13 protein-coding genes are annotated in these 12,531 nt (G+C 68.4%); all 13 read right to left on the minus strand.

Features of this window, described 5'->3' with window-relative positions:
- Positions 1 to 186 precede the first annotated feature (186 nt).
- The gene (locus ACFJI2_RS12070) at positions 187 to 1,797 is read right to left on the minus strand and encodes a GMC oxidoreductase (RefSeq protein WP_377705230.1); all 1,611 of its coding nucleotides are present in this window, start codon (positions 1,795 to 1,797) and stop codon (positions 187 to 189) included.
- Complete coding sequence (locus ACFJI2_RS12075) at positions 1,781 to 2,497, minus strand: OmpW family protein (protein ID WP_377705231.1); 717 nt, start codon at positions 2,495 to 2,497, stop codon at positions 1,781 to 1,783. The genes ACFJI2_RS12070 and ACFJI2_RS12075 overlap by 17 nt, the downstream gene beginning before the upstream one ends.
- A 42-nt stretch (positions 2,498 to 2,539) precedes the next feature.
- Positions 2,540 to 3,334: an SDR family oxidoreductase gene (locus ACFJI2_RS12080; protein ID WP_377705232.1), complete on the minus strand. Its 795-nt coding sequence runs from the start codon at positions 3,332 to 3,334 to the stop codon at positions 2,540 to 2,542.
- On the minus strand, positions 3,327 to 4,796 hold the full coding sequence (locus ACFJI2_RS12085) for a class I adenylate-forming enzyme family protein (protein ID WP_377705233.1): 1,470 nt from the start codon (positions 4,794 to 4,796) through the stop codon (positions 3,327 to 3,329). The genes ACFJI2_RS12080 and ACFJI2_RS12085 overlap by 8 nt, the downstream gene beginning before the upstream one ends.
- 10 nt (positions 4,797 to 4,806) lie before the next feature.
- A complete protein-coding gene (locus ACFJI2_RS12090; protein WP_377705234.1) occupies positions 4,807 to 5,727 on the minus strand; it encodes an alpha/beta hydrolase in 921 nt (306 codons plus the stop codon).
- Between the two features lie 3 nt (positions 5,728 to 5,730).
- Positions 5,731 to 6,705: an enoyl-CoA hydratase/isomerase family protein gene (locus ACFJI2_RS12095; RefSeq protein WP_377705235.1), complete on the minus strand. Its 975-nt coding sequence runs from the start codon at positions 6,703 to 6,705 to the stop codon at positions 5,731 to 5,733.
- Between the two features lie 100 nt (positions 6,706 to 6,805).
- The gene (locus tag ACFJI2_RS12100; RefSeq protein WP_377705236.1) at positions 6,806 to 7,513 is read right to left on the minus strand and encodes a TetR/AcrR family transcriptional regulator; all 708 of its coding nucleotides are present in this window, start codon (positions 7,511 to 7,513) and stop codon (positions 6,806 to 6,808) included.
- Between the two features lie 67 nt (positions 7,514 to 7,580).
- Positions 7,581 to 8,057: a DUF2147 domain-containing protein gene (locus ACFJI2_RS12105; protein WP_377705237.1), complete on the minus strand. Its 477-nt coding sequence runs from the start codon at positions 8,055 to 8,057 to the stop codon at positions 7,581 to 7,583.
- 12 nt (positions 8,058 to 8,069) lie between these two features.
- Positions 8,070 to 9,089, minus strand: coding sequence for an NADP-dependent oxidoreductase (locus ACFJI2_RS12110; protein WP_377705238.1), 1,020 nt, complete (start codon positions 9,087 to 9,089; stop codon positions 8,070 to 8,072).
- A gap of 44 nt (positions 9,090 to 9,133) precedes the next feature.
- Positions 9,134 to 10,210 carry an alkene reductase gene (locus tag ACFJI2_RS12115; RefSeq protein ID WP_377705239.1) on the minus strand — a complete coding sequence of 359 codons (1,077 nt, stop codon included), beginning with the start codon at positions 10,208 to 10,210 and terminating at the stop codon, positions 9,134 to 9,136.
- Positions 10,211 to 10,243: 33 nt separating this feature from the next.
- The gene (locus ACFJI2_RS12120) at positions 10,244 to 11,041 is read right to left on the minus strand and encodes an SDR family NAD(P)-dependent oxidoreductase (protein WP_377705240.1); all 798 of its coding nucleotides are present in this window, start codon (positions 11,039 to 11,041) and stop codon (positions 10,244 to 10,246) included.
- Positions 11,042 to 11,271: 230 nt separating this feature from the next.
- Positions 11,272 to 11,718 carry a KGG domain-containing protein gene (locus ACFJI2_RS12125; RefSeq protein ID WP_377705241.1) on the minus strand — a complete coding sequence of 149 codons (447 nt, stop codon included), beginning with the start codon at positions 11,716 to 11,718 and terminating at the stop codon, positions 11,272 to 11,274.
- Positions 11,719 to 11,870: 152 nt separating this feature from the next.
- Positions 11,871 to 12,482, minus strand: coding sequence for a 2'-5' RNA ligase family protein (locus tag ACFJI2_RS12130; RefSeq protein ID WP_377705242.1), 612 nt, complete (start codon positions 12,480 to 12,482; stop codon positions 11,871 to 11,873).
- Positions 12,483 to 12,531 lie beyond the last annotated feature (49 nt).

Here is a 12,531-nt window from a genome sequence, read left to right on the forward strand (position 1 = left end):
CGTCGTCGGCCGCCCGCAGCAAGGTCCGGTTGCCGGCGCTCAGCGTGCGCAGCGCACGGTTGATACGCGCCAGTTCCCGTGCCGCCGCCGGAAGGGTCAGTTGGATGGTCCATTTGCTGGGCTCCGCGCACTACGGATCAGCCTATTCTATACCTGGTGCGCCACCGCAACGACGCACCGGGCCGTTCAGCCGGCTTGCGGGATGTGCGCCATGGCGTATTCCGCCAGGGCGGTAATCGTCAGCGCCGGGTTCACGCCCGGATTGGCGGGCATGGCGGCGCCGTCACAAACCAGCATGTTGCGGTAGCCGAACACGCGCAGGTGGCGGTCGATCACGCCGCTTGCCGCATCGGTGCCGATGACGGCGCCGCCCAGCACATGGGCGGTGGTCGGAATGTCGGCCAGCGCTTCCAGCACATTGCTTTGCGCAATGCCGCCGGTGCGCTGCGCCAGCCACTGCGCGGCCTGGTTCGCCACCTCGATGTAGGTGGGATTCGGCTTGTCGCGGTCCTGCTCCGTCACCAGGCGGTAGCCCCGGCCCAGCCAGCGCTTGCGCGGCCGCAGCGCGATGGCATTGTCCAACGTCTGCATCACCAGCAGCGTCACCATGCGCCTGCTCCAGCCCGCCGGCCAGAGGGTCTTGAGCCAGTCCAGCGGGTGCAGCGCGATGCGCGCCAGCCATTTCAGGGGCCGGGTCCAGCGGCTGCCGGCGCCCACCAGCACCGTGTACATCAGGCCCATGGCATCGGCGTGGCGGCCGTAGGTAAGGAATTCGATGTGGGTGTTCCGGTCGACGTGCACGCTGCTGCTGGCGGTCACATCCTTCCAGGTTTCCATGTCCCTGGGCAGGCGCACGTTCAGCACCGATTCGCTGTTGGTGCGCACCAGTTCACCGAGCCGGCTGCTCAGGCGCGGCAGCGCACCCGCCAGCCGGCAGTTGGCCAGCAGCTCGTTGGTGCCCAGCGCGCCGCCGGCGAACACCACGCCGCGCGCGGTGTGACGCCGGCGGTCCCTGGCGAACCACGCGCCGGGGCGCTGCGTGGTCACGACGTAGCCGTCCGCGCCGTCGGCGGCGCCGATCGGACGTACCTCCACCACTTCGCGCCCGGCCAGGATCGCCGCTCCGCGCTGCTCGGCGAACCACAGGTAGTTCTTGGACAGCGAATTGACGGCGCCGACGCGGCAGCCTACCATGCAGGCGCCGCAGCGCGTGCAGCCGGTGCGCGCCGGCCCCGCGCCGCCGAAGTAGGGATCGGGCACCGTCTTGCCCGGTTCGCCGAAAAACACGCCGGTGGGCGAGCGGGTGAAGCGGTCTTCCCCGCCGAAGTGCCTGGCCATTTCGCGCGCCAGCCGCTGGTTGGCCGAGTCGAACGGCACGGTACTCACGCCCAGCATGCGTTCGGCGGTCTGGTAGTGCGGCAGGAGCAGTGCGCGCCAGTCGGCCAGGCCGCGCCATTGCTCATGGCTGAAGAATTCGGGGCGGGCGCGGTACAGCACCCCGCCATACACCGTGCTGCCGCCGCCGACGCCCGACTGGCTGGGGAAGAACACGTGGCGGAACACCTTCATGCGCATCACGCCCTGAAGGCCGATGGCGGGCGCCCACAGGAAGCGGTTCAGCTGCCAGGCCGATTTGGGCAGGTCGTCGTCCCGGTAGCGCCGGCCGCGCTCCAGCACGCCCACCCGGTAGCCCTTCTCGGCCAGGCGCAGCGCCGAAACGCTGCCGCCGAAGCCCGAACCGACCACCAGCCAGTCGAAGTCGAAAGCTGCGGCGCCCATGTCAGAACGTGTAGCCAAGGGTGAGGCCGAAGATCTGCGGCCTGTCTTTCAGCGACACGCTGCGCGGAATGGCGCCGAAGCCGGGCGTGTGCGTGACCACCGAGGCCGAGGTCTTCAGGCGGAACAGGCCGGCCTCCATGCTCACGCCCCATTGCTTGTCTATCGCGTAGGAGAAGCCCAGCCTGCCGTAGGGGGACCAGGAACTGTTCAGGTCAATGGCGCTGCTGCTGCCCTGGAGCAGGCTGGTATAGGTGCTGCTCACTTCCTGGTTGGTGAAGAAGGTATACACCACGCCGAGACCGGCGTGCGGACGGAAGCCGTGGAAGCCGTCGAAGGTATATTGCATCAGGGCGGTGGGGAACCAGATGCGCGCCCTGGCGACCGTGCCCACGGGCGCGGCCAGCCCGGCGCCCACGGCGGTGAGCGTGGGCGGAATGCCGCCCTGGAATTGCGCCGCCCAGTTGGCGGAAAGCCGGCGCTCATAGCTGATGGCCAGCAGGCCCTGGTCCCTGGCGTCGATTTGCAGGCCGGGCGGCGTGGTGCCGGGTGGCCCGGTCAGGTCTCCGGACTGGAGATGGAAGCGGATCTTGGCGTAGCCCACCCTGACGACGTTGCCCGGAAGCTCCTCGGCATGGGCGGCGCGGGGCAGCATGCAGGCCAGCGGCAAGGCTAGCGGCAAGGCAAAGGCCATGGTGCCGGCGCGTTGTTTGGTTTTCATTTCTGTCTCCTTGTGTAGTTCTTTATGTAGTTTTTTATGTGCCTACCGCGCCAGCTTGCGCACGATCCAGCGCGTGAGCGGCGCCGGCGCGAGGCGTGTCCCAAGCGACAGCAGGCCGGCCTGCTGTCCCACCGTCCAGTGCGTCCTGTGGAAGCGCCGCCGCGTCGTCGCGCAGCGCCAGACGGTGGCCGCCACGTCGGCCGGCGCCAGGCGGATGCCGAGCGACCTGGCGCTGGCGATGCGTTCGAAGCCGGCAGCCATGGCGCTGCTGACAAAGCTCGGCCAGACGGCGCTCACGCGGATGCCGAAGCCGCTCCACTCCAGGTCCAGCCCCTCGGTGAATCCGCGCACCGCGAATTTGCTTGCCGAATAGGTCACCAGTTCGGGTTGGCCGTAGATCGCGGTGGCCGACGCCATGTTGATCACGCGCGCGCCCGGCGTACGCCGCAGGTAGCGGAAGGCCTGGTGGCAGCCGATGACGACGCCCGCCACGTTCACATCGAGCATGGCGCGGTGCCGGGCCAGCGGCACGGTCTCGAACGGCCCCGCCGTCAGGATGCCGGCGTTATTGAGCAGCACGTCGAGCCGCTGCCCGCTGTGCGCCCAGAAGTGCGCCAGCGCCGGCTGCCACGCGTCGGGGTTGCCGACGTCAAGCGCGCCGCTGACGGCATTGCCCTGCCCCAGCGCGGCGGCGGCCGCTGCCGCGCCGGCCGCGTCCACGTCGTACAGGCCGACGTACCAGCCGCGCTGCGCGAACAGCTCGGCGCAGGCCCTGCCGATTCCCGATGCGGCGCCGGTGATGAAAATGGCCGGTCTGCCCTGCGGCGCCTCATGCATGCCGGTTCTCCAGTGCCCGCAGCTTGAGCTTGTCGATCTTGCCGACTGCGTTCTTGGGCAGGCTGGCCAGCACATGGATGGCCGCGGGCCGCTTGTAGCGCGTGAGCCGCGCCGCGCAGTGCGCGTCGAGCTGTTCCGGCGCGGCGCTCTGGCCGGGGCGGCAGGCCACATAGGCGACGACGATCTCGCCCAGCGTTGCATGCGGCGCGCCGACCACGGCCGCCTCCAGCACGGCCGGGAAGGAGGACAGCGCGTCTTCAATCTCCTTGGGGTAGATGTTCTCGCCGCCGCGTATGATCATTTCCTTGAGCCGGCCGACAATGGAGAGGTAGCCGTCGGCGTCGATGCGCCCCAGGTCGCCCGTGCGCAGCCAGCCGTTGACGATGGTGCGGGCGGTCTCCTCCGGCTTGCCCAGGTAGCCGCGCATCACGGTCGGCCCCTGCACCAGCACCTCGCCGGTTTCGCCCGCCGCCAGGTGGCGCCCGGCGGCGTCGGCGATCGCGATGCGCTGGCCGGGCAGCGGCAAGCCCACCGTGCCGGCCTTGCGCGGGCCGCCGAGCGGGTTGAGGGTGGAGGCGCAGGTGCCCTCCGACAGGCCGTAGCCCTCGATCAGCGCAAAGCCGTAGCGCGCCTCGAAGCTGGCCAGCAGGTCGGCCGGCGCGGGCGCGGCGCCGCACACGCCGAAGCGCAGGCTGGAGGTGTCCGGCTGCACCTGCGGCGGCAAGGCGTTCAGCATGGCGTAGATGGTGGGCACGGCCGAAAAATAGCTCGGCCGCAGGGCTTCGACATCGGCAAAGAAGGTGTCGATGTCGAAGCGGGCGCGGATGGTCACCCGGCTGCCGGCCGACAGCGGCGTGAGGATGCTGGCCACGATGCCATTGACGTGGAACAGCGGCAGCACCAGCAGGCAGTGGTCCGCGCGCGTCATCTGCATGGCCTGGCGCGACATGGCGGCCATGGCTTCGATATTGGCGTGGTCCAGCATCACGCCCTTGGGCAGGCCGGTGGTGCCGCTGGTGTAGATCAGCAGGGCCAGTGCGGCCGGGTCGTCAGCCGGCGGCGCCGCATAGCGCGCCCCGTACTGCACGCCGCCGTGCAGCGCGGCCACCGGCAGCGACGGCACGCGCGCGCTCACCGCCTCGCCGCCCGTGTTGACCAGCAACCTGGCGCCGGAGTCGTCCAGCTGGTGGATCGCCTCCTGCGGCGTCAGGCTGGGGTTGAGCGGCGTGACCGCCGCGCCCAGGCGCCACGCGGCAAACATGGCCACCACGAATTCGGTGCGGTTGGGCAGCATGAGGGCCACCACGTCGCCCTGCCGTATGCCCAGCTCGTCGAACAGTCCGGCCGCCACCAGCACGCGGGAATAAAATTCGCTGTTGGACAGGGACGCCTCAGCGTCGGCGATGCAAGGGCCTTCAGGCGCCCGCGCGGCGCGCAGGTCGGGAAGTTTGGAAAATCGCATGATGTGTCTCTTAATGGAATGCAGAAGGAGCGAGCAGGTGCCGCGCCAGGAAGTTGGTCTGGTCCGATACCGCCCGTTCGAAGTGCTGGCCCAGGTAGAAATCGAAGTGGCCGCAGTCGTACAGCTTGATCTCGCCGTGCGGGGCGCGCCCGGCCATGGCGATGGTGCGTTCCGGCGGCGTGACGGTGTCGGTGCGGCTCACGCAAAACAGGATGGGCAGCTTGACCCCGGCCGCGCTGCGGCCGGGCCGGTAGCCGACGATTTCGGGTATCACGCGCGCCGCCACGCGGTTGACGAAGGCCAGCCCCTTGGGCATCAGCGCCAGGTAGCCCGGCAAGGCGTCGTGCGCGTTCATCAGCGCGGGCTGGCCGGGTCGCGCCGCTATCGGCACCATGACAGGCGGCCTGCCGAACAGGCGCGCGGCGAAGTCGCGCAACACCACCGGCGCGATCTGCAGGGTGGCGCGCACGCCCAGCGCGGTGGCCGACTCCCAGCCATCGGTGAAGGGGCACTGGCTGACGGCCGCCTTCAGTTCCGGATGGCGGCTGGCCACCTCGATGGCATGGCCGCCGCCGAAGGAGCTGCCCCAGATGGCGACGCGGCCGCCATCGACTTCGGGCAGCTGCTGGACGAAGCCGAGCGCCGCCTCCCAGTCCGCCAGCTGGCGCCGCACCGACATCAGCTGGCGCGGCATGCCGCCGCTGTCGCCGAAATAGCGGTAGGTGAACGCCAGCGTGGCCATGCCGGCTGCCGCGAAGCGCTCGGAATAGGCGTCCAGGCCCATTTCGCGCACCGCGCCCAGGCCATGCCCGAGCACCACCACCGGCGGGCGCCGCACGCCCACCGGCAGGTACAGCCACGCCGAGCAGAACGCTTCGCCGGAGCGGAAACTGACGTCGCGGCGGAGGAATTTGTAGGGGGTTTGTGCCATAGCTTATCCCACCGTGCGGTTGCCGTTAAGGGGGAAGTGGCCGTTGCTCAGGCTGTCGGCGAACACGCCGGGCTGGTATAGCGGCAGGTCGCCGTCGCGCTCGGTGCGCGCCATGTATTGGATCATCAGCGCCTGCGAGGCAGCGCCCGACAGCGCCGCCATGAATTCGGTGCGCTCCAAGTGCAGCCCGTCTTCCAGCGGCATGGAGCCGCCCACGTACACCGCGCGCTTGATGGCGCGGATGGCTTCGCGCGGGCGGGCGCCCAGGTAGCGGGCCAGCTCCAGCGCGCGCTCGATCAGCTGTTCCGGCGCCACCACTTCGTCCACCAGGCCGATCTCGAGGGCCTTGGCCGGCGTGGCCGGACGCCCTTCCAGCATCATCATCAGCGCGCGGTGGGCGCCGACCAGGCGGGTCAGCCGCTGCGTGCCGCCGCCGCCGGGCGGAATGCCCAGCAGGACCTCGGGCTGGCCGATGAAGAAGTCGCCGTCCGCCATCAGGCGCACGTCGCACGCTTGCGCCAGCTCGCTGCCCAGGCCCAGCGCCGAACCGTTCAGTGCAGCGATGAACAGCACGCCGCAGCGGTTCATGCGCATGAACGTGGCATGCAGCTTGTCGAGCTGCATGGCGCCGCCCAGCGGCGTCAAGGCTGCCACCGGCGCCACCAGCGGCATGTTCCGCACCGTGGCTGCGGTGTGCGCCACGGCCGACGTCATGCCGCGCGCCATGGCCGGTATGGTGGTGCCGCCCTCTTGCAGCCAGCGCACGTCGGCGTGGCCGATGAAGCGGCCCGGGTGGGTGCCGGTCAGCACCACCGCCTTGACGCGAGGATCGCTTTCCAGCTCGCCCACCAGGCCGGCCAGCGCGTCCGCCATGGCCAGCCCCATCACGCCCTGCGCGCCGCCGTCCAGGCGCACTATCAGTACCGGGCCGCAATCCTCCACTTCCAGTCCTCCCGGCCGTATTCGTGTGTTCTTCATGCTTCGTCTCCTCTTGGTTTAACGCGGATAAATAACAGTGTTATTCCAAACCATAACACTGTTATTTACCGATTTCAAGAAAAGATCGGAACGGCGGTGCTTATTTTTTGCGAGGCGTGGCGGACTTGCTGTTTTGGGCGCTGGTCCAGGTGGCTACCGCGGCGGACGAGGAAGCCTCGGCGCGTTCACGCCTAGCGCCCATACCGGCCACCATGTTCACGCAGATCGGCACCAGCACGTCCACGGCCGGCGACAGCGTGTGCGCGAAGTGGCTGGCCAGGTCCAGCATGATGAAACCGTGCAGGGCGCTCCAGAACTGCAGCGCAATCAGGTCCGGATCGGCCTTGCGCACGCATTTGCCTTCGACCAGCCGCGCGCAGCCCTGCAGCAGGAAGCCGTAGGCGGCACGGAAGGACGGCGACTGGCCGCTCAGCAGGGGCTCGGCGGTGCCGCGCGAAGGGCTGTAGCGGCCGTGGATGGACAGGCCGAACATGAGATCGTACAGATGGGGATTGCGGCGCGCGAAATCGTGGCAGGCCAGCGCCATCAGGCACAGGTCCGCCATCGGATCTCCGCTGTCCGGCAAGCTGCCGAAGACGGCGGCCTGCCGGCTGAAGCCTTCGTCGGCCACCGCTTGCAGCAGCTCGGGCACGCCGCCGAAGTAGGTGTACACACCCATGGTGGACAGCTGCGCTTCGGTGGCCACGGAACGGGCTTTCACTTCGGAAGGCCCGTGCCTGGCCAGCAGCCGGAGGGTGGCTTCGACCAGGCGGGTGCGCGGGTCCTGCAGGGAGATGTCGGCGGTCATCGGGAGAACGGGAGGTCTATAACAGCGTTATAGTAGCACGTCTCCCTGCCCCCGCCTCCCGTTCCCCCTACTCCTGGCGCAGCCAGGTCTGCGAGCGCCCCAGCATGGGCACGCCGAGGTAGCCGCGCACGCTGAGCTTCTTGCCGGCGTCGGTCAGGCGCACTTTGCTGGAGTAGGTCTTGCCGTTGTCAGGATCGAGGATTTGTCCGCCCGCGTAGTCCTCGCCGTCCTTCCTCAGGCCGCTCAGGATCACCAAGCCGACGATGGGCGCGCCCCTGTTGGCTCCTTCGCACTTTTCGCACTTCGGGTTCTGGCTCTCGTTCGGGCCGGGAAACACCTTTTCGATCGTGCCCTGCAAGGTGCCGTTCGACTCGGTGATGCGGATCAGCGCCCGGGGCTTGCCGGTGCTGTCGTCGATGTTTTTCCATAGGCCGGCCGGCGAGCCGTCGTCGGCCCGGGCGGGCGCCGCCAGCGCCGTGGCCAGCGCCATAGCCAACGTCCCTAGCAGCGCCGTGGAGGCGCCGCGTCGTTGCAAAGCATGCATTGCATCGTCTCCTTAGTTGTCAGGGTTGTCCGTTACCATCTGCACCACGACCTTGCCCCTGGACCTGCCCTGTTCCAGGTAAGCCAGGCCTTCCTTGGCCTGGCTGAAGGGGAATACCCGGTCGATCACGGGCCGGATGCGCGCGCTTTCCAGCAGCGCGCCGATGCTGGCGAGCTGGCGGCCGTCCGGGCGCACGAACAGGAAGGCATAGCTGGCGCCGCGCTTCCCGGCCAGGCCGATGATCTTGCGGCTCAACAGGCTGAACACAAAGCGCATCAGCCAGTTCATGCCGCGCGCGCGGGCGAAGGCGGCGTCAGGCGGGCCAACCAGCGATACGACGGCGCTGTCCGGCTTGACGATGTGCAGGGCCTTTTCCAGCCCGTCGCCCCGGACGGTGCCCAGCACCGCATCGTAGCCGTGCAGCGCCTGCTCGAATGCTTCCTTCTTGTAGTCGATGATCTCGTCGGCACCCAGGCTGCGCACCAGCTCCACGTTGCCGGTGCTGGTGGTGGTGCCCACGCTGGCGCCGAGGTGCTTGGCCAGCTGGATGGCGAAGGTGCCGATGCCGCCGGAACCGGCCGGCACGAACACCTTCTGCCCGGGCCTGACCTTGATGCGCTCCGTCAGCGCCTGCCAGGACGTCAGCCCGACCATGGGCACCGACGCGGCCTGCACGAAGTCCAGGTTGGCGGGCTTGGGCGCGGCGACGTGCTCGGGCACGGCGACGAATTCGGCCAGCGAGCCGGCCGGCGTGTCGAATACGCTGGCGAAGACGGCGTCGCCGACCTTGAAGCGGCTCACGCGGCTACCGGTTTCCACCACCACGCCGGCCAGGTCGCTACCCATGACGGCGGGCAGGCGCAGCTTGATGAGCGGCTTGAACTCGCCCTTCGCGATCATGTTGTCGACCGGATTGAGGCCGGCGGCGTGCACGCGCACCAGGATTTCATCCGGCTTGATGACCGGGCGGGCCACGTCGGTCATGACCAGGCCGTCGGCCCCGCCGTAGCTTTTCAGGACAAGTGCTTTCATATGTCTTCTTTGATATGTCTTCTTTGTTTTCGTGAGCGCCGGACTTATGCCGCCAGGGTCGGATAGTCGGTGTAGCCCTTGGCGCCGGGCGTGTAGAAAGTGCTGGTGTCGGGCGCGTTCAGGGGCCGGTCCGCGCGCATGCGCTCCACCAGGTCGGGGTTGGCGAGGAAAGGCCGGCCCATGGCAATCAGGTCGGCCTGGCCAGCGCCCAGCGCCTGCTGGGCGCTGGCCCTGTCGTAGCCGCCGGCCAGGATGAAGGGACCGTCGAACGCGGCGCGCAAGTCGGCCTTCAATTGCGCCGGGACGGGCGGCGCGCCCAGCGGCGAGTGGTCCAGCACGTGCACGTACATGAGGCCGAGCGCCGACAGTTCCTGCACCAGCGCAACGTACTGCTGCGCCGCGTCCGCAAAGCCGCCGGTGGCGTTGAACACGCCGTACGGCGACAGGCGGATGCCGACACGCCCGGCGCCGATTTCCTCCGCCACGGCGCGCGCCACCTCCAGCACGAAGCGGTTGCGCGCTTCCGGCGTGCCGCCGTAGCCGTCGGTGCGGGTATTGACGTTCGCGTTCAGGAACTGTTCGAGCAGGTAGCCATTGGCCGCGTGCAGCTCCACACCGTCGAAACCGGCCTTGATGGCAAGGTGGGCGGAGATGGCGTATTCGTCAACCGCTGCCGCGATGTCGGTCTGTGTCATGGCGCGCGGCGGCGTATGCGGCTGGCTGCCCTGGCTGTCGGTCCACATCTCCCCCGGGCACACCACGGAGCTTGGCCCCAGCACCTCCGCGCCGGCCGGCAAGTTGGCCAGGTGGCTCACGCGGCCGGTATGCATCAGCTGCACCACGATCTTGCCGCCCTTGGCGTGGACGGCTTCAGTCACCGCTTTCCAGCCTTGCACGTGGCCCTCGTTGAACAGGCCGGGGATGCGCGCGTAGCCCAGGCCGTTGGGCGACGGCGACGTGCCTTCGGTAATGATGAGGCCGGCCGAGGCGCGCTGGCCGTAGTACGTGGCCATCAGGCTGTTGGGGGTGTTGTTCTCGACGGCGCGGCTGCGCGTCAGCGGGGACATCACGGCGCGGTTGGCAAGGCGGGTGCCGCGCAGGGAGAAGGTGTCGAATAGCATGGTGCTTGTCCTTGTGTGGTGTCGGTCAGGGCATCAGAGCGGCGACAGGCGCGCTGCGGCCTGGCCGGTTTGCGTGGCGGAGAACAGCGCCAGGCGCGCCGCTTCGTAGCGCGCGATCGTTTCCGCGTCGGCCACGGACGGCCAGGTCAGCTGCTCGCCCTGGTCCAGGCCGGCCAGCGCGGCGTCCACCATGGCGTCCGTTGTCATGACGGTTGCCGGATCGAGCGCGGACAGCGGCACGCCGGACTGGTCCCACACTTCGGTGGCCGTCGCGGCCGGGAGCACCACTTGTACCTTCACGCCGGTGTCGGCCAGTTCCTGCTGCAGGCCGCGGCTGAACGCCAGGACGAAGGCCTTGGTGCCGCTGTAGACGGCGCTGAACGGCAGGGTGTGCAGGCCGAGCACGGAAGCGATGTTGATGATCAGGCCGTCGTTGCGCGCCTTCATGCCGGGCAAGGCGGCGTGCGTGAGGCGGGTCAGCGCGGTGATGTTGAGGGCGATCTGGGACAGCGAGTCCGCAACGGCGGCGCCGCCTACCGGCGACAGGCGCGCCAGGCCGGCATTGTTCACCAGCAGGGAGACGGCAGGATTGTTGGCCAGCACCTGCTCCACGCTGGCCAGGCCGGCGTCGGTTTCCAGGTCGGCCGCCAGCGTTTCCACCCGCACGCCGTGCGCCGAGGTGATGGCGGCGGCCAGCGCCTGCAGGCGCTCCGCGCGGCGCGCCACCAGCACGAGGTCATAGCCGCGCTTGGCCAGCCGGTCGGCGTACACGGCGCCTATGCCCGACGACGCACCGGTTACCACGGCAATTTTGCGAGAAGAAGTAGACATTGTTGGATTCCCTGGAAGAGTCAAAATATGATGCTCATCATATTCAAGATTAAAAAAAATGGCTCCGGCGGACTGGGACGCTTCCATAGATGCGCGGCCTGCCATCGCAACTCAATATGACGCTCATCATATACGATTTCGTGGCAGCGTGCGCACGGGACAAAAAATTTATGACGGCCAGCTGGCGCCAGCCGCACGGCGCGCTGGGCGCGCCGCTACTACACTGCCGGTCAGTTGGAGCGGGAACCGGAACCGGAGTCGGAGTCGGAGCCCGATCCGGATTGCGATCCGGATTGCGACCCGGATTGCGACCCCGACGAGCCGGACTGGCCGCCCGAGCGCGAGCTACCCTGGCTGGAGCCGCTCTGCTGGTTGCCGTCGTTCTTGTGGCTCATTGCGCCAGCCTTGCGCGCTTCTTCCGAAGTGAACTCGTGGGCGTTGCCCGAAGCGTGCGCGGCGCGGCCGCCTTCCGCCGCGATCTCGCGCTGTTGATCCGGGTCCATGGAAGCGAAGCCGCGATTGCTGGTGTCACCGCTTTGCTTGCTGCCGCCCTGGCTACCCTGGTTGCTGCCCTGATTACCGCCCTGGTTACCGCCCTGATTGCTGCCTTGAGTGCCGCCCTGATTGCCCGAACGGCCGGAAGCTTTATCGTCGTCGTTCTGTTGATTCGATGCCATTTTCATCTCCTAAAATGTTCTCCTAGCCCGTCGCGTCATCCAACATGAATGTGCTGTCGTGGCTGGTATGAGTATCTTAGGACGATGGAAAGCGGACGCCGTAGGCGCGCCGATAAGGGGCTCGTAGGAGAATTCCTTCTGTCCGCTTTTGCTTAGCCCAGCGTCCAGGTGCGCACGACTTCGTGCCGGGACTGCCCCAGGTGGCTCTTGATAAGCGCAAACCCCGCCACCCGGAACTCGATGGGATCGATGCGCGTGCGCTCCACGCGATTGTGCGGATCGTAGGACAGCGTCATGTGCGGTTCGAAAGCGCGCGGCGGCTTGAAGCCGTGGTCGGCCAGCGCGCAACCGAGTGCCGTGCGCAGTTCGCGCACGCCATCCAGCCCGGCCGCGCCCAGCAGCACGAACGGCCCGCTGGGTCCGGAGAACGTCACGGCCGCGTCGAGACGGGCCGTCATCGCGGGCAGGCGCACCGCGTCCGCCGCACGGCAGGCCGCCTGCACCATGGCCTCGTCCACATCGTCCCCTACTTCATCCAGGCTGATATGCAGGCGCTCCGGCCCGATGCGCCTGCCGGCAAGGCCCAGGGCGCCATGCAGCGCCTGCGCAAACGCATCTATGCGGGCGGCGTCCTCGGTGCTGGGACGGATCGCGAAAAACCACGAATGCCGCTTGCCCGATTGGCGCGCCGCAGCTGGCGCGCGGGATTGCCGTGGGCGCGGCGCAGGTGCGGGGACGTCCCCGAACAAATCAAACTCAGTCATTAGTTCTTCGCGGTTCCACCCGTGGTCAGAGAGCCGAATTCTACCGTAC

The sequence above is a fragment of the Pseudoduganella sp. UC29_71 genome (genome assembly GCF_042693265.1).
Lineage (GTDB): Bacteria > Pseudomonadota > Gammaproteobacteria > Burkholderiales > Burkholderiaceae_D > Rugamonas.